This is a genomic window from Shewanella sp. HL-SH2 (assembly GCF_051164935.1).
GTDB classification, from domain to species: Bacteria; Pseudomonadota; Gammaproteobacteria; order Enterobacterales; family Shewanellaceae; genus Shewanella; species Shewanella glacialimarina.
Genome location: NZ_CP195035.1, coordinates 1,838,159 through 1,854,210, shown reverse-complemented (window position 1 = coordinate 1,854,210; position 16,052 = coordinate 1,838,159). Strand labels below are relative to the sequence as shown.

Annotated in this window: 16 protein-coding genes, 1 other RNA gene and 1 pseudogene; 9 read left to right on the top strand and 9 right to left on the bottom strand. The window is 39.4% G+C overall.

Annotated features, from left to right (window positions below):
* The first annotated feature begins 18 nt into the window (after window positions 1–18).
* Window positions 19–504 (top strand): GNAT family N-acetyltransferase, encoded by a 486-nt coding sequence (locus ACRWP9_RS08040; protein WP_434928661.1) that lies wholly within the window; start codon window positions 19–21, stop codon window positions 502–504.
* Here ACRWP9_RS08040 and ACRWP9_RS08035 read toward each other — a convergent pair.
* Window positions 487–717 (bottom strand): DUF3820 family protein, encoded by a 231-nt coding sequence (locus ACRWP9_RS08035; RefSeq protein WP_434928660.1) that lies wholly within the window; start codon window positions 715–717, stop codon window positions 487–489. The genes ACRWP9_RS08040 and ACRWP9_RS08035 overlap by 18 nt on opposite strands.
* Before the next feature lie 344 nt (window positions 718–1,061).
* Between ACRWP9_RS08035 and ACRWP9_RS08030 the strand changes: the two genes are divergently transcribed.
* The 4 genes from ACRWP9_RS08030 (at window position 1,062) to ACRWP9_RS08015 (ending at window position 3,906) form a co-directional block, all read left to right on the top strand.
* Window positions 1,062–1,808 carry an AAA family ATPase gene (locus ACRWP9_RS08030; protein WP_434928659.1) on the top strand — a complete coding sequence of 249 codons (747 nt, stop codon included), beginning with the start codon at window positions 1,062–1,064 and terminating at the stop codon, window positions 1,806–1,808.
* Window positions 1,809–1,827: 19 nt separating this feature from the next.
* Window positions 1,828–2,193, top strand: a complete 366-nt coding sequence (locus ACRWP9_RS08025; RefSeq protein WP_434928658.1) for a CopG family transcriptional regulator — start codon at window positions 1,828–1,830, stop codon at window positions 2,191–2,193.
* 132 nt (window positions 2,194–2,325) lie between these two features.
* Window positions 2,326–3,150, top strand: coding sequence for a M90 family metallopeptidase (locus ACRWP9_RS08020; protein WP_434928657.1), 825 nt, complete (start codon window positions 2,326–2,328; stop codon window positions 3,148–3,150).
* Window positions 3,151–3,273: 123 nt separating this feature from the next.
* Entirely contained in the window at window positions 3,274–3,906 is a 633-nt protein-coding gene (locus tag ACRWP9_RS08015) for a nuclear transport factor 2 family protein (RefSeq protein ID WP_434928656.1), read from the top strand.
* 102 nt (window positions 3,907–4,008) lie between these two features.
* Here ACRWP9_RS08015 and ACRWP9_RS08010 read toward each other — a convergent pair whose 3' ends face one another.
* From ACRWP9_RS08010 to ACRWP9_RS07985, 6 genes and pseudogenes are all read right to left on the bottom strand, one after another.
* A complete protein-coding gene (locus tag ACRWP9_RS08010) occupies window positions 4,009–5,469 on the bottom strand; it encodes an HDOD domain-containing protein (RefSeq protein ID WP_434928655.1) in 1,461 nt (486 codons plus the stop codon).
* 319 nt (window positions 5,470–5,788) lie between these two features.
* Window positions 5,789–5,923: pseudogene (locus ACRWP9_RS08005) on the bottom strand (isocitrate lyase); the annotation flags it as partial.
* Between the two features lie 62 nt (window positions 5,924–5,985).
* Window positions 5,986–7,632 (bottom strand): malate synthase A, encoded by a 1,647-nt coding sequence (gene aceB / locus ACRWP9_RS08000; RefSeq protein WP_434928654.1) that lies wholly within the window; start codon window positions 7,630–7,632, stop codon window positions 5,986–5,988.
* A gap of 1,338 nt (window positions 7,633–8,970) precedes the next feature.
* Entirely contained in the window at window positions 8,971–10,713 is a 1,743-nt protein-coding gene (locus ACRWP9_RS07995) for a tetratricopeptide repeat-containing diguanylate cyclase (RefSeq protein ID WP_434928653.1), read from the bottom strand.
* Window positions 10,714–10,716: 3 nt separating this feature from the next.
* Window positions 10,717–10,929 (bottom strand): hypothetical protein, encoded by a 213-nt coding sequence (locus ACRWP9_RS07990; RefSeq protein ID WP_434928652.1) that lies wholly within the window; start codon window positions 10,927–10,929, stop codon window positions 10,717–10,719.
* A gap of 35 nt (window positions 10,930–10,964) precedes the next feature.
* Window positions 10,965–11,810: an SAM-dependent methyltransferase gene (locus tag ACRWP9_RS07985; protein ID WP_434928651.1), complete on the bottom strand. Its 846-nt coding sequence runs from the start codon at window positions 11,808–11,810 to the stop codon at window positions 10,965–10,967.
* Between the two features lie 250 nt (window positions 11,811–12,060).
* Between ACRWP9_RS07985 and ACRWP9_RS07980 the strand changes: the two genes are divergently transcribed.
* A complete protein-coding gene (locus ACRWP9_RS07980; RefSeq protein ID WP_434928650.1) occupies window positions 12,061–12,552 on the top strand; it encodes an outer membrane protein assembly factor BamE in 492 nt (163 codons plus the stop codon).
* 77 nt (window positions 12,553–12,629) lie between these two features.
* Here ACRWP9_RS07980 and ACRWP9_RS07975 read toward each other — a convergent pair whose 3' ends face one another.
* Together ACRWP9_RS07975 and ACRWP9_RS07970 are read right to left on the bottom strand one after the other, a co-directional pair.
* Window positions 12,630–12,965, bottom strand: coding sequence for an RnfH family protein (locus ACRWP9_RS07975; RefSeq protein WP_434928649.1), 336 nt, complete (start codon window positions 12,963–12,965; stop codon window positions 12,630–12,632).
* Window positions 12,955–13,392, bottom strand: coding sequence for an SRPBCC family protein (locus ACRWP9_RS07970; RefSeq protein WP_226410556.1), 438 nt, complete (start codon window positions 13,390–13,392; stop codon window positions 12,955–12,957). Before ACRWP9_RS07970 ends, ACRWP9_RS07975 begins: the two co-directional genes overlap by 11 nt.
* A 226-nt stretch (window positions 13,393–13,618) precedes the next feature.
* On the opposite strand from ACRWP9_RS07970, the gene smpB reads away from it, so the two are divergent.
* The 3 genes from smpB to ACRWP9_RS07955 all read left to right on the top strand — a co-directional run bounded on the left by smpB (window position 13,619) and on the right by ACRWP9_RS07955 (window position 16,051).
* Window positions 13,619–14,107, top strand: a complete 489-nt coding sequence (gene smpB / locus ACRWP9_RS07965; RefSeq protein ID WP_226410557.1) for an SsrA-binding protein SmpB — start codon at window positions 13,619–13,621, stop codon at window positions 14,105–14,107.
* A gap of 71 nt (window positions 14,108–14,178) precedes the next feature.
* Window positions 14,179–14,534, top strand: a transfer-messenger RNA (tmRNA) gene (gene ssrA / locus ACRWP9_RS07960).
* Between the two features lie 278 nt (window positions 14,535–14,812).
* A complete protein-coding gene (locus ACRWP9_RS07955) occupies window positions 14,813–16,051 on the top strand; it encodes an integrase domain-containing protein (protein WP_434928648.1) in 1,239 nt (412 codons plus the stop codon).
* The last annotated feature ends 1 nt before the right edge of the window (window position 16,052 follow it).

Sequence of the window (16,052 nt, the reverse complement as noted above, 5' to 3'; positions counted from 1 at the left end):
CCCTCCTGATAAAATACCATGACCCAACTAAACATCGTTAGTTTCCTACCTAGCCACGCTGCTGATATCAGCCATATTTATCATCAGTCAGTGCAAGCCATTAACCATCCTAGGTATAATGATGCCAAAAAAAATGCTTGGTCTGCAGCGCCTCGCTCAACCAAGTATTGGCTGCAGCAATATAAACTTAGCAAAGCTTGGGTCATTGAAGATGAATTCAAAAACGTATTAGGATTTATTGGTCTTGAAACAACATACCAAAGCCGAGGATATATCGATTGTCTTTATGTCCACCCAGGCTACCAACACCAGGGTTTAGCAACTCAGTTGCTTCAACACGCGCAGCAATGGGCGACTGCGCAACACTATAACCAACTCAGCGTTGATGCATCATATCTATCTAAACCCCTATTTGAGAAAAATGGCTTTGTATTAGTTAAATCAAATTTACGGGTAAAGAAAAATCAAACTTTAGCAACGTTTAACTTAATCAAATCGTTGTGAGTTTTTATTTAAAAGTGGTTGTAGCATGCCTTCAAGCCCATTCAACTTCACCTCGTACATTAATGCTAACTGCTGACCTAACTTGCCTTCAGGAAACCCTTTGGCATGAAACCAGACTAAATAGGGTTCGGGTAATTCTAATAACTTTCGCCCGGCATATTTACCAAAAGGCATAGTCTGGTTAATCGCTTCAAGTAGCTGCTGCTCATTCATGTGTCTGCTTTGCCTCGATATAAAACAATTATTTATATTATTTTGAAATAATAAAATAGAAAATAGTTACATTTGATTATATTAAAACAATCATTCTATTCAAGCACCTTAATTTAATAAAATCGTTTTTTAAAATATCCGCTTCAAGCAACTCATTTCATTAACCTTTTGGCAACATTGACACTGTCTTCCCATCAGGGTCAATTTTTTGTCTAACAACAGAATAGCGTCAACAAAAAATCATCTAGACAGTTTATAAAAAGTGTCAAAAATCAGCTAATTGACGTGCCATACCACACAAGATTAAAGTAAGGTATATCACTCAATGATGAGGGGCAGGTAAAATGATTATTCTAGTTGGTGGCGAAAAAGGCGGTAGTGGTAAAAGCTGTCTAGCCCAAAATATCGCTGTATTTCTTACCAAAGAAACAAAAGCCAGTGTCATTATGGTCGATTGTGACCCACAACGAACAACATCAGATTGGATCCAAGCGCGTAACAATAATCCACAACTACCGCCGATTAACTGTGTGCAACTTTACGGAAAAATCCGTAATGATTTATTAAGTCTAGAGCTGCATTATGACTATGTTCTGGTTGATTGCGGTGGTCAAGACAACCTTGCCCTTAGAGCAACAATGTCTGTGGCATCACATGTACTCATGCCACTTAGGCCAAAACGACGTGATCTTAAAACCGTCAGCCACATGGATGATATTGTGTCTACTTGTATGATGATCAATCCTAAAATGCGCGCCGCCTTTGTGATCACTCAATGCCCTAATTTACCTAATCAAGCTGGGCGAATTCTAGAAGCGAAAGATGTCTGTCGTACCTATGACATTGACGTATTAGAGGCAATTAATTACTGCCGTAACATTTATGATGACAGCGAAGAGTCGGGTTTATCGGTTATTGAAATAGAACCTAATGGTAAAGCGGCTGAAGAAATGCGCGCAATAGCGTGTGAGTTACTGCAAGCTGAAAATGCTAAGCAAATAATGGAACAGCGGTTATCGCCGCGAAATGTCACTTCACTGAGGGGGAATTATGGCACTGGCCGATCTCAAGAAAAACGCCTCGTTATGTAAATCGAGTTTTAAGAGGCAGATGTCTGTTGAAGAGTTTATCGACACTGCCAGCTTATATGCACTAGGGCAAACCCATGAGTTTGCTCGGCCCAGCAACGTTGTCGACTTTTTACAATGTCGTGATAACAAACGCGCAATAGCGTCTATTAATGTAAAAGCTGAATCAGTAACCCAGGTCAGTAAACAGCCTTTTAGACGTGCCACATTTACCTTAAGTGAACAGGCAATTAATCAATTGGCGCAGTTTAGCCAGGCGAGTCAATTAGCTAAATCAAAATTAATCAGGCATTTGATCGCAGAACACAACCTGTTATCTGATGAAGATAAACAAAAGCTTTATCAAAAGTTTGAATTAGAAACTCAACTTAAATCTATTCCTACATAGTCATAAAAGTAGTATTGCTCTATCCCCACCCTTTTTACTGGCAGCATTAATTGTATGCCAGTTTTTTTATCTGCTTGAAAATTGATTAACATTACCCCATCTCTTGTTTATCACCTAAATTTGAGCGTGCTCATGATTGCCATTATAATTGTCTCCATTATTGCTACTGTAGCAATAGGTTGGATAACCAGCGCCTCATTTAGACGAGAACGTCATCGCCAAAATGTTTGCCAGCAAGCTTTCCCTAAATCATGGCGCATTATATTACGTCATCGATTTCCGTATTTTAAAAGCATGCCAACTGATTTACAGCTACAGCTTAAGAAACATATTCAAATTTTTATAGATGAAAAACAATTTATTGGCTGTGACGGACTGATGATTACCGATGAGATGAAAGTCACGGTTGCTGCACAAGCTTGTTTACTGCTGCTTAATCGTAAAACGAACTACTACCCTAACCTCAAGCAGATTTTAATTTACCCACACGCATTTATCGTAGAACAACAAAAAGTCGATTTTGCTGGCGTAACATCACAGCATAGAAGTGTCTTATTAGGTGAGTCGTGGGGAAATGGTAAAGTTATTCTGTCATGGCAAAACACGTTAAATGGCGCAGCAGACCCTTATGACGGTGAAAATGTGGTGATCCATGAATTTGCTCATCAACTCGATCAAGAAAATGGTCCCGCAAATGGCGCGCCGGCATTAAGACAAATTAAAGATTATGCCCATTGGTCATCCACGCTAGGTAAAGAATTTAATCAGTTACAGTATTGCGCGTCACAGCAAATACCGTCATTATTCAATTACTATGGTGCGACTAATCCAGCAGAGTTTTTTGCGGTGATAAGCGAAACCTTTTTTGAAAAACCAAAACAGTTCTTTCAACAACATCCTAAACTGTATAACGAGTTAAGTCAGTTTTATCAATTAGACCCAATACATTGGCACTAAAAGTATCATTTACTCAAGGCTAATATATCGCCATATACTTATCAAAAATACTGAACGTCTGTTTTTTTACAAACAATAACAATGATAACAACACAACATTAGTTTTATTTAGCAGGGATAACCATGCAATCAATTATTCATAAACTTGGCTTTATCGCAGTATTACTCACAACGGTTAGTGCATTTGATATTAATGCTAATTCGCTACAACATCTCGATAGTGAAACCACTGCAGAACAAGCGAGTAAAGCGGTAACAAATAAAAGTAACCAACAAACACTTGCAAGTGAGCTAAGCAGTGATGAAACGCCAGCTGTTATCACAAACCTAAACCAAGTTGACCAAGCATTAGATAGCCAGGGCTTAACAGAAGAAGATAGTCACAATGTTAATGGCTTACTCAACCAGCTACATGAAAGTGCCATGTCGGCTAACTGGGAAAGCTATTTTAGCTTATATCACCCAGATGCGATTTTTATTGGCACTGACGCCAATGAGCGTTGGAATATGGAGCAATTTAAACAATATGCAACACCCACTAATGGCTGGCGCTATGATCTTCAAGCTCGTCATTTACTTCAAATTGGCGATGTTATTGTATTTGATGAACAGCTTTATAGCCCCTCGTACGGCATTAGCCGTGGTACTGGTGCGCTAATTAATACTGAACAAGGCTGGAAGATAGCGCAATATCATTTAAGCTTTCCCATTCCAAATGATAAAGCCAAACGTATCACATCGTTAATTAAACAATAATACGGCTATTACTAATCGAAAAAAACTCAAATTAGTTATATTAAAAAGCCCTTAGTGACTTATCATTAAGGGCTTTTTTTAAGTCGATAAATAATGTAAAACTTATTTCATTGCCACGCTAAAGCACACATTAGCAAGTTGTGAAAAATGGGTAAAAGCATCAAAATCAGCTTGTTCAAATCGTCTAAATGAAGCATGCCTATCAGCATAAAAAACACCTAGCACCTTAGTGCCAACCATTAGCGGTGCAATTAAAAAGCCTTCTCGCGACAAGTCTTCAGTCAGATCACTAGCCAAACTTTGTGGCTCAGACCCACTGACTTGAGATACCCAATAGGGTTTCTTTTGTTCAATACACTGGGCAAAAATAGATTTGTGATCCGTTAACTCAATAACAAAATTAGTTTTCATGGTTTGCGCATCATCACCCATGGCGACTCTTGGCAGCAGCGTTTTTCGATTAGGTGACAATAACAACACCCCGCAACGGTCTACCCCTACACCGGTAAATATCCCTTCTAACGCAGTTTGCATTACCTGATTAAAGTCGGTTTTAGTAATAGCAAAACCCGTTAACTCACGTAGTTTAGTCAACTGAATCGATAAATTGGCCTCACGCAGTATGCTTTCAGGTTGAGGAGCATCAAGTGATTCAAACACTTTTTCAGTATCGGGAATAAATTCAACTAATATTTTAGCACCATAATCGACCGCTAATTTATGGGTAACTTGATTACAACGCACCAAGCGTAAGTTAAACTCTTCAATGCTAATATCAAGCATATCAGCCGCTTGCTTTAACCGTTTTTGAAAACCTTGCGGATCTAACTGAGGCTGGGCAATAGACTCAGCCAGTTTATCGGCAATAAAAATACACCGAATTTCAGGCATACGTTCATCGGGGTTATTCAATGCTTTAAGTAGCATGCCACCTAAGCCCCAGTTTCTGGCAATGCCTTGGGTTAATTGATTAAATGATGTCCCAAGCTCACCACGGATAATACTTAACTGCTCAACACTATCAGGATTGGATAGCAATTTTGCATCCAATTCATCCACCAATGTGCCACCCGTACTCCAGAAAGCACTTTCACCAATGCGATAGAGTAATGTAGCAATAAACACTTCTTCTCTTAAGGCTTCATCACGATCGCTCACCATCATACGGGCGATCATTGCCCCATGAAACGATTGGGCCATCAGCTTTAATAAGCGTTTAAATACACTGTCTGAAAGATTATGACTTTCAAGTAAACTGGATAATAATCTAGCAGTTAGGCAGATATTTCTAATGGTATCAAACCCTAGTACCACAGCCGCTCGGCTAACGGTAGACACTTGATTAATACCTTTATTGTAAATTGCGCTATTAGCAACCCGTAAAATGCGTGAAGTTAATGCATTATCGTGCATCACACTGCGACCGAGTAACGATAAAGAGGAGACGTCATCCTTGGCAAGCTGCTCTAAATCTCTAACGGTTGAACATAGGGCTGGCATCTCTTGATCACTAATGCGCTTGGTCCAATATTCAACACCTTTATGAGATTGATTGGCTGTCATAGTTGTCTTTTTTGATTAAATAATTGTGGATATATTGTGACAAGTATACTCAAGATCACCCAGTGATGGAGATCTTATTAATACCCAAGTTGATATTATGTCATTTAGCATAAAAAAAGCGGCCCATAAAGGGCCGTAACACAAACGAATTGGTTAAAAACTTACGGGTAGGAAGTACACCAACAATAAGAATCAACGACAAAGCTTATGGGCTTATGATCCAAAAGGTCGGATAAAAGTCCCGTGCGGCCTGTAGGAGAACCGCACGGGGTTACAACAGTCGCAAAGCGACTAAACTGTAAAACGGTACATTTAAAACTTAAAACGGCTCTTTTTCAGTTGAACCAGTTAGTGCTGTTACTGAAGGCTTACCACCTTGAATACAGGTTGTGGCTTGGTCGCAATAACCTGAACCCACTTACTGCTGGTGAAACACGAACGTATTACTTTTTCTCTGCGACTGCGAGTCAGTTATCACGGCAGCACCTGAGATTCTATAATTAAACATTTGTTATATTAAGCGGTTAGTAGCTCATATCCTGGTAACGTTAAAAAATCCACCAATTCATCTGATGTAGTAATTTGCTCAAGTAATTCAGCGGCTTTTGCAAACTGGCCAGCTTGATAACGTTCATCACCTAATTCTTGTTGAACATTCACTAGCTCTTCTGCCAGCATGCTTCTAAACAAATCTTTAGTGACTAATTTATCGTTAGATAATGTTTTGCCATGCTGGATCCACTGCCAAATTGAGGTGCGTGAAATTTCAGCGGTTGCAGCATCCTCCATCAAACCGTAAATTGGCACACAGCCATTACCTTGGATCCAGGCTTCTATGTATTGCACAGCTATACGAATATTAAGACGCATGCCTGATTCAGTGCGTTCACCATTGCACGGTTCAAGTAATTCAGAGGCAAGAATTGGCGCGTCAACATCACGGGTAATGTGCAATTGGTTAGTTCTATCGCCGCCAATATAATCATTGAATATTTTCATTGCGGTATCCGCTAATCCTGGGTGTGCCACCCATGTACCATCATGACCGTTACGGGCTTCTAGCTCTTTGTCACTACGCACTTTTTTCAGTACAAGTTCGTTAGTTGCTTCATCTTTTGCTGGAATAAATGCCGCCATACCGCCCATGGCTAGTGCACCACGTTTGTGACAGATTTTAATCAACAAGCGTGAATAAGCGCTTAAAAATTTGGTGTCCATGGTCACCGCCTGGCGATCAGGTAAGACTCTGTCAGCATGGCGTTTTAAGGTTTTAATATAACTAAAAATGTAATCCCAACGGCCACAGTTCAGTGCAACTATGTTTGAACGCAGTTCATAGAGAATTTCGTCCATTTCAAACACAGCAGGCAAAGTCTCAATTAAACAGGTACATTTAATCGTGCCAGGTTTTAAGCAAAAACGTTCTTCAACAAAGGCAAACACTTTTGCCCACCAGCGCGCTTCAACATGACTTTCAAGTTTAGGAAGATAAAAATAAGGACCTGAATTATTAGCCAATAGCTGGTGATAGTTATGGTAAAAATATAAGGCGAAATCCATCAAACCGCCTGGAATAGCTTGGCCTTTGTATTCAACATGTTTCTCTTTTAAATGCAGACCACGAACACGGGCAATGAGTACCGCAGGATCGGGGTTTAGCTTATATTGTTTACCATCTGGCGAGGTAAACTCAATATCACCACGAACCGCATCACGCAAATTGATTTGCCCTTCAACCACTTTCTGCCAGCTTGGCGCTAATGAGTCTTCAAAGTCCGCCATAAACACTTTAACGTTAGCGTTTAAAGCATTAATAATCATTTTACGGTCCACAGGACCGGTTATTTCGACACGACGATCGGTTAAGTCGTGTGGAATACCACGAATAGACCAATTACCATCACGTATTGCACGGGTCTCAGGTAAAAAGTCAGGTAATTCACCGTTATCAATACGCGCTTGTTTTTGTTTACGCTTTTCAAGCAGCTGTGGCACTTCTGCGGCAAAACGACTACATAAGCTATTAAGTAATGCTAATGCACCTTCGTTAAACACATTTTCTTGTCCTGCTATTGCTGGACCAGTAATCACTAGATCTGACGAGCCGCGGGGCTGTTCAGATGTTGTCTTACTGTACTGTGCTATTAATTGCTCTGCCGTCATAACCAGGCTCCCTTGACGCGACTGTCATTGTTTTTCAAACTGGTTGAACATTTCTGTTTGGATTACCGCTTTGAATGAAAAGTGACTAATAAACTCAATAATTCAGAGTAACTAAAGTTGTTTGCTTAACATGCTGCAAATTAATCTGAGCGACTTACGTTTACCGGTAAAACTTTAATTCAAATAAAACCATCAAATGTTCGTTTCGCAGTAAAAACTACGCAAAAACAGTTGTATTTGCAACAGTTACCCCTTTACCAATTCGGTAAAAAACCATCAACACCCTCAGTTTTAAAATGGTCATACCAAAAGAGAATTTTCAAAACAAATTATTGAAAATAAACAATTTAAATTACTTTAAAACTGTGTAATCAACCCTGTAAAATTAAATGGTCTTACCTAATTACCAATAAAAAAGATAGGTAATAACACACGTAATAAAAAAACATGTCGTAAATCAATAATTACAAAACTTTAGTAGAACAAACCTTTACAGCAATAGCCTCTGCGTTTTGTACTCACCTTAAGGTAACCTAATTTTTATCAATATAATCAAATACTAATACCCTAACCAACAACCATCAAATTAAAACACTCGTTTCAATCTTACGTTAACGTAAAGTAGAGCTTTTGCAAGAACTTAATCACAGCAATAAAGATGAACGTTATCCGATCATCAACTCTATTCTTTGTGGTTTTATTGAAAAATAAGTTAATTTATTTTCATTTTTTTCGACTTTTTAGTCATTTAGCTTAGTATTTAAGCAGGAAGCAGACTTAACACGATTTCAGCAGGCGTGTTTGTTACCATTTCGAACCATCAACTCAGTAGAAATACCCCGTCGAACGTAGCATTAATATACCTACAAATATCATTCAATGGCTGATAGATCATCAAACAGATATTGGTGCTTGCTGCAAGCCACACACTGAGGACCATGCTATTTGATATCACAGCCAATTCAACACACTAAAAGGATCAAATAACTCTCTGAAAATGTTAGCTGTGGTGACTGGCTATAAACACCAAAAAACATATCAATTTGAATAGCCGAAAGCTGGATGATTGAGTTATCGAGCTGCTCGACGAATGGGCTAGTAAATAAATTAATCAGCCGATAAAGCAGCTAACGATTAACCTTGCCTATTAGATATTAGCAATGATGAGAGAATGACAAACATAAACAGTGATTAGCAAGTGAAGGGTTATTTGATAAAAGTCGGCTTTCTGAGGTCTTTTTAGGCTTTTTCTAGGCACTAGTCAAAAGCATGCACCCACTATATATTCTTAATGCTAGTAACTTGCAGAATTGTAAAGAGAGTTAAATAAAGCAGGTTTTAGGCGAAGCTAGGGTGATATACCAGTACTTTATTACGTCCTTGATGCTTACATTTATACAAGGCAATGTCAGCACGACTTAATAATGGGTCAATACTTAAATCATCACGCGTTAACGAGCTGACGCCTACACTCAAGGTTATCGAAAAGTTATGACCAGAATACTTAGTATTAATGTGTTCAACTTCTTTACGTATCGATTCAGCTAATTTAAAAGCAGTCTTCTCATCGGTATTAGGTAAATAAAGTACAAACTCTTCACCGCCAAGTCGACAAAAAATATCGCTAGGACGAATAACATCTTCAATAACTTGAGTTACTTTTTTTAATGTCCAATCGCCAGTTGCATGGCCAAAACGATCATTAATTGACTTAAACAAATCCAAATCTAATACCAGTACAGAAAAGTGGCGATGATTAGATAACGCTTGTACTAATTCATTTTCAGCTAATTCCTGCCCTGTTTGGCGGTTAAAAATTCCGGTCAATCCATCCCGCTGGGCCTGGCGCATAAATTGATTCCGCTGCAGCCATGCCGTTAACAGTAAAAGTAATAAGCCAATACACACCCCGAACAACAAGGTCGAAAACATAATAGATGAGCTTTTCTCTTTTAAAAACAGATCTTTTTGCTGCACCATTAATTCATGTTCTTGCAACAAATTCTTATTTTCACGATTTTTCTCAGCACTATCAAAACGGGCCATTTGATAAGCATTTTGTTTATGATTACTTTCATCTAAATCTTGTAAATCTAACGCATGGGCTACTACCTGATACTGATAGGCTTTAGCATATTCCCCATCTCGGCTGGCTAACATGGCCAATACTTCATTGGCTTGTTTTTTAACATGATTATTAGACTTATCTTCGTTTAATCCGTTAAGTTCATTAGCATATAGCGCCGCTTTTTGATAATTGCCCTGGTAGAAATAAATTTTACTCAAAAAGGCTTTCACGCTGTGTATTTCAACTTGAAATTGAAATGACAAATACCCTTCAAGAGCAGCTTCAAACAGCGGCTTAGCCAGGTCTAGTTGGCCCGATTCAAAATAACTCTCCGCCTGTCCCTTAATAGACATAATTTCTATTAACGGCTGCTCATTATTGGCGCAATACATTTCAGACTGCTTAAATAAATCATTCGCCTCTGTATAACGTCCTAACCTTAAGGTGGCTACCGCTAAATAAACTTTGGTATAGCACTCATGTTTAGTGTCTTTGCCTTGATTAAGGTTTAACACTAACTGTGCCGTATTAAGCATTTCTTCATAGGCATTTAAATCAAGCAGGATGTTTAACAAGCGGACATAAGAGGCGACTTTAAGGCTAACATCTTCAACACCTTCAATGCGGGCTAGATTTATTTCCAACATAGCAAACGCTGCTTCATAGTTTTTAAGCATCAAAAACACAGTTGTTTTATAAAGATAAATTCGAGTAAGCGACTCTTCCGACGGGGAGTAAGTTAACGCTAAGTCAAGTGCTTGGTTGGCTTGTTCCAATTCTGATAAATACATGTATTTTGAACTCAGCAGCGTATAAAATTTAGCCAACTGAGAATGGGACAACTTATCAAGCGAACGCTCTATATTTACAATCGCGGACTCAGCTTGAGTAAAATCAGTTTGCAGTAATTTTTCAATTCGACTTAAAGACTCATCGTAATTTTCAGATGCAAAAGCACAATTGGTCAATACCAATTGTGCTAATAAACAGAAAACTAAGGCTTTATATTTCATTTGTTATTCAGTTGGCGTTGCAACCATCACATAAGACTGCATTAAACTATCGCCAAGTATTGCTTTTAGAGCATCTAAATCACCCGACATCACTAGATCGGCCTCTTGAGCTGTTAAGCCATGTGCCAACATAACACCTCGAGGATCCGCTTTATAAGCTTCTAGTAATCCAGCATCGACCGATAGCGCTTCGGCAAAATCTTGTAATGTTGACATGGTATTCCTTTATCGTTTTTGTAATTGTTTTAAAACTAGCCAATAGTATCAGCTGTTATGCCTAATTTAGCTAACATCTGTTGATTTAATGTTAATTTTTTTGATGGCGGTATCATTAAAGTACTAATTGCTTTAAGTGATGCAAAAGGTAAATCACTCAAAGCAATGCTGTCAATTCTGGGTTGTTGAAATGGCAAGGTAGCCGCTTCATAAATTACCACGGGATGATCTAACGGGTACCATTGGCTCAAATGCTCAACTAAAATTTCAAGTTTTGCAGTAGTGGTCGAAAACTGGGTCAAAGTATGTTCACCCGCCAAGGCAATTTGCCATAACAATAAGTGAGTGCAATTATTGGGGATATGGTTATAAAGTAAAAACTGCGTCGCCTCAAAACTTTGATGACCGACATTACCGGGGTCTATACCTAAATCAGCCCATAAACAGGCTTCAGCAGAAACACCTGGTAGCATATTCGACTCAAAACCCTCAGCCCGGGCTTGTTTTATGGCCATATGTGCCACACAGGCAAAAATACCTGGATGACCATAAAATGAGCACACCACCAACTTGCCTTTACGTACTTCAGCTAATATAGCGTTTACCATTTCACTATAGGTATCACGTCGATTTTTAACTTCATCAGGTTTGGCATAAAAAGACTGCAGCGATCGCACATCAGCGTTTATAGCATCTAGCCACCGCGCTGCAAAGCCATCGGTTACCAACGAAAAAACCACATCGGCTATTTCAATATAACTTTTACTTAAGGTGCTAATTTGACCCGCCAAGTGCATGCCTGTACCCACGCACACCAATCGGCCGACATTTTTTGACTGTTCAGATTTAGATGTTATTTCAGTATTCTGAGCTTTCAACATGACACCATTCATTGTTTATTCATTTTTATTATTAAAATACCGTAAGGCAGTGCTAAATAACATTTAATTTATTGCTAAAGCTAAACAATTTGAGTAAACATTCCAATGTTTTTTTGCTTAAAAATATAATAAACCATTGAACTTATGCCAATGAAACCAATCAAATTAGCCGCAAGTCACATCCGCCCCTTGTCATGATAGGGTTTGCTTGGGTATGATGACCAACAGAATTTAGGAACTAGCACAGACAATGATTAACAAAAAACAAAGTCTTACTCTGTTAAGCGCAGTAGCATTATCTATCTCATTAAGCGGTTGTGGTGTATTTGATTGGCTAATTTACAAGCCAGATGTCCCGCAAGGGAACTACATGGAAAGCCAGCAGGTCGATAAATTACGTATCGACATGACAAAAGAACAAGCTGAATATATTTTAGGTCGCCCAGTTTTACGTGACAGCTTTGCCGACGATACCTGGTATTACGTGTATCACTTTAAAAGTGGTCGTGATGCAAGCATTATCCATAAAGAGTTAATTATTCACTTTATTGATGACAAGGTTAGCCGTGTTGAAGGTGATTATGATTTAAGTGCAGATTTTAATACTCCACTAGATCAAAGCAAACTACCTTCAAGCAATGAGCCAGAAGATGATCCGCTTATTCCGGAAGCTCGCCCAGACGCTAAACCTTTAGTTGAAGAACAACGTGGTTTAAACGGCACGATTAACAATAAAAAATAAACCTTAACTTAACGTTACAGGACACAAAAAAGCAGGGAGTCCATCCCTGCTTTTTTATATCTGAAATTTAACAGCCTTTAACTCAACTTTGCGCCGGTAATTTTATTAATTCGCCCTTCATCTTTAGCTTTTTCAGCGCGCTTACGACGTACATCTTTTGGATCGGCAATCAGCGGCCTATAAATTTCAACACGCTGACCAGGCACTAAAACCTCATCATGTTTTACCTGGCGACTAAACACCCCAAGCTTTACCTTATCTAAATCAATTTCAGGGAAAAAAGCGCAAATATCACTTTGCCTAACCGCCTCAATAAAACTGCAACCCGGTGCAACCATCACAGTAATAATTTTTTGTTGGGTTGGCAGCGCATAAACCACATCAACAGCAAACGGTTGTTGTTCAATTGTCACGATATATTACCTTAGCTCGGTCAGTAAATGCGGTCACCATAGACAACATTAATTGTTTAAATACCCGCCCAAAAGCCAAATCAGACAGCGGATTAGCAAATTCAAAATCCAAATCAAACTCAACTTTGCACGCATCATCGGTTAGCTCAGTAAACACCCACAAACCTTGCAGGCGTTTAAATGGGCCATTTTCGAGTGTTAAAGTAATCCGTTTACCTGCTTCCACATGATTACGTGTCGTAAAAGTCTTTTTGATGCCAGCTTTACTCACATCAACCGATGCCACCATGGTTGTACCATCAAACTCCAATACTTTACCGCCCACGCAGCCGGGTAAAAAAGCATGGTAAGACTCAACATCATTAACCAACTCATACATCTGCATGGCACTAAAGCGCACCAACACACTCTTGGAAATCTTAGGCATCCGCACTCACTTTTACGAAATAATAACGCGATTTTATCACGATAAATGAAAAAGGCATCTGTTGCAGTACAACATAGACGTACACAAACCAATAATTTAGGTATAATCGTTGAATTATTAATACTCTCCCCCCATATCTGTTGTAGAACTGAATGAAAAAGTTAACACAACAGCGCTTTTAAAATGGGCAAATTGCAGGCGATATACGCCTAGATGGTAAAAAAGCATGGTAAAGAAATCGGCAAAAAATCCCTCAGCAACTATCGCACGTAATAAACGCGCGACATTTGAATACCGCATAGAAGACAAAGTCGAAGCGGGATTACAACTTATGGGCTGGGAAGTAAAATCTATCCGCATGGGTAAAGTTAACTTATCTGATTGTTATGTATACATAAAAGAGGGTGAAGCCTTTATGCATGGTTGTACTATACAACCCCTTAATACCGCTTCAACCCATGTAATATGCGATCCAATAAGAACCAAAAAACTGCTATTAAAGCGCAGTGAAATCGACAAACTTGCCGGGCTAATTGAACGCCAAGGCTATACGCTTGTGCCCTTATCCATGTATTGGCGTAAAGGTGCGTGGGTTAAAGTTGAAATTGGCTTAGGTAAAGGTAAAAAAGATCACGATAAACGTGAAGACACCAAAGAACGTGAATGGAAAGTAGAACAGTCTCGCGTAATGAAAAAGAGCAGACTGGACGGATAATAACCAAACGATGATATTTTGTTAATCGTCGCTAGGTATTAACCAAACAACACGTTATGATATTACTAATTGGGGGCGATTCTGGATTCGACAGGATTCACGAAACCCAAGGAGCATGTCGAGGGGCGGTTGGCCTCGTAAAAAGCCGCACCGTTATAGTTGCAAACGACTCTAACTACTCTCTAGCAGCTTAGGCTAGCTAGCCATCACCCACACGTTTCGCACGTGGACAGTGGATCATGATGGTCATATTACAGTGTGCTAGCGAGGGAACTCCGTCCGGGGGTGAACCGCGAAACAGTACCGGACTCACCAAGTAGCATCCTGTCTTTCGGAGACTCCTTGGTTAAATAAAAGAGAGACTAAACATGTAGTGCCGAGGATGTAGGCTTTCTGGACGCGGGTTCAAGTCCCGCCGCCTCCACCAATTAAAGGAACGAAGACGTCTTAGGACGTCTTTTTTTCTGTCTGTAAAATACATAAATCAATGGCTTACGTTAAATTCAGCTCCATTTGTGTACGATAACGTTTGTTGAAAACCGGAACTTTTAGTAACATCAGAAGTAACATCGGCAAATACATAGCCGTTTCGATGTTACTAAAACCACAATTTAGGCCTATAACTGTCAATAATTTATAGGTTTACATTTATTTAGTAACATCGCTTTAATCACTCAGGTCAGTGTTACTAAGGATGGTGTTACTATGGCAAGACTCGCAAAGCCCCTTTCAGATACAGAAATCAAAAGTGCTAAAGCAAAAGACAAAGAATATAACCTGGCAGACGGTGCGGGGTTGCAGTTAAGGGTAAAGCCTAACGGTTCTAAGCTTTGGCTTCTCAATTACGTCAATCCAATTACCAAGAAAAGACAAAACCTAAGTTTTGGCTCATATCCTGATATTTCTCTTGCTGATGCACGTAAACTCGCACAAGAAGCTAGAACGCTCATCGCGTTAGATACTGACCCCAAGCAACATAAAGCTGATGAGCTAGCTGCAAAAGCGGCACTCACTGAACATACTTTTGAGATAGTCGCTCTGCAATGGTTTGAAGCTAAGAAAGAATCCATAACTCTGGACCATGCTGATTCAACATGGCGCTCTTTCAAGCTGCACTTACTCCCTGCTTTAGCTAAAACGCCAATCAGCCATATCACTGCGCCGATGGTTATTAAAGTATTAAGGCCTGTTGAAGCAAAAGGTAATCTCGAAACTGTTAAGCGATTAAGCCAACGCATAAACGAAGTCATGATATACGCCGTCAATACGGGCCTTATTCATGCAAATCCTTTATCCGGTATTAAGTCGGTATTCAAAAAACCACGCAAAGAACACCTTGCAGCATTAAAACCAAATGAATTGCCTGAGTTAATGCAGGCTATCGCGAACGCCAGTATAAAAAAAGTCACCCGCTTTTTAATTGAATGGCAATTGCATACCATGACTCGGCCGAATGAAGCCGCAGCAGCACGATGGGATGAAATTAATTTTGATGACCGGTTATGGTCAATTCCGGCAGATAAAATGAAAATGCGCCGTGATCATGTTATCCCCCTTACCGAGCAAACGATTGTGCTACTTGAAGTAATTAAGCATTTCAGCGGTCACAGAGAGTACATTTTCCCTGCTGAAAGAAACCCTAAAACACATTGCAATGTGCAAACAGCAAACGCTGCATTAAATCGAATGGGGTTAAAGGGCCGTACCACCGCACATGGCCTCCGTTCGCTAGCAAGTACAACACTCAATGAGCAAGGGTTTGATGCAGATCTTATTGAAACAGCATTAGCACATATTGATAAAAATCAGATACGTAGTGCTTATAACAGAACCGACTACTTAGAACGCCGTAGAGTAATGATGATCTGGTGGAGTGACTACATTATCCAAGCTGCTAATGGTAACGTTAGCTTAATTGGTATGAAAAATCTCAGAGTAGTTTAGG

Excerpts from the sequence above, each read along its gene's own strand:
- ACRWP9_RS08040 (WP_434928661.1), top strand. The coding sequence starts at position 19 with ATGACCCAACTAAACATCGTTAGTTTCCTACCTAGCCACGCTGCTGAT.
- ACRWP9_RS08035 (WP_434928660.1), bottom strand. The coding sequence starts at position 717 with ATGAATGAGCAGCAGCTACTTGAAGCGATTAACCAGACTATGCCTTTT.
- ACRWP9_RS08030 (WP_434928659.1), top strand. The coding sequence starts at position 1,062 with ATGATTATTCTAGTTGGTGGCGAAAAAGGCGGTAGTGGTAAAAGCTGT.
- ACRWP9_RS08025 (WP_434928658.1), top strand. The coding sequence starts at position 1,828 with ATGTCTGTTGAAGAGTTTATCGACACTGCCAGCTTATATGCACTAGGG.
- ACRWP9_RS08020 (WP_434928657.1), top strand. The coding sequence starts at position 2,326 with ATGATTGCCATTATAATTGTCTCCATTATTGCTACTGTAGCAATAGGT.
- ACRWP9_RS08015 (WP_434928656.1), top strand. The coding sequence starts at position 3,274 with ATGCAATCAATTATTCATAAACTTGGCTTTATCGCAGTATTACTCACA.
- ACRWP9_RS08010 (WP_434928655.1), bottom strand. The coding sequence starts at position 5,469 with ATGACAGCCAATCAATCTCATAAAGGTGTTGAATATTGGACCAAGCGC.
- aceB (WP_434928654.1), bottom strand. The coding sequence starts at position 7,632 with ATGACGGCAGAGCAATTAATAGCACAGTACAGTAAGACAACATCTGAA.
- ACRWP9_RS07995 (WP_434928653.1), bottom strand. The coding sequence starts at position 10,713 with ATGAAATATAAAGCCTTAGTTTTCTGTTTATTAGCACAATTGGTATTG.
- ACRWP9_RS07990 (WP_434928652.1), bottom strand. The coding sequence starts at position 10,929 with ATGTCAACATTACAAGATTTTGCCGAAGCGCTATCGGTCGATGCTGGA.
- ACRWP9_RS07985 (WP_434928651.1), bottom strand. The coding sequence starts at position 11,810 with ATGTTGAAAGCTCAGAATACTGAAATAACATCTAAATCTGAACAGTCA.
- ACRWP9_RS07980 (WP_434928650.1), top strand. The coding sequence starts at position 12,061 with ATGATTAACAAAAAACAAAGTCTTACTCTGTTAAGCGCAGTAGCATTA.
- ACRWP9_RS07970 (WP_226410556.1), bottom strand. The coding sequence starts at position 13,392 with ATGCCTAAGATTTCCAAGAGTGTGTTGGTGCGCTTTAGTGCCATGCAG.
- smpB (WP_226410557.1), top strand. The coding sequence starts at position 13,619 with ATGGTAAAGAAATCGGCAAAAAATCCCTCAGCAACTATCGCACGTAAT.
- ACRWP9_RS07955 (WP_434928648.1), top strand. The coding sequence starts at position 14,813 with ATGGCAAGACTCGCAAAGCCCCTTTCAGATACAGAAATCAAAAGTGCT.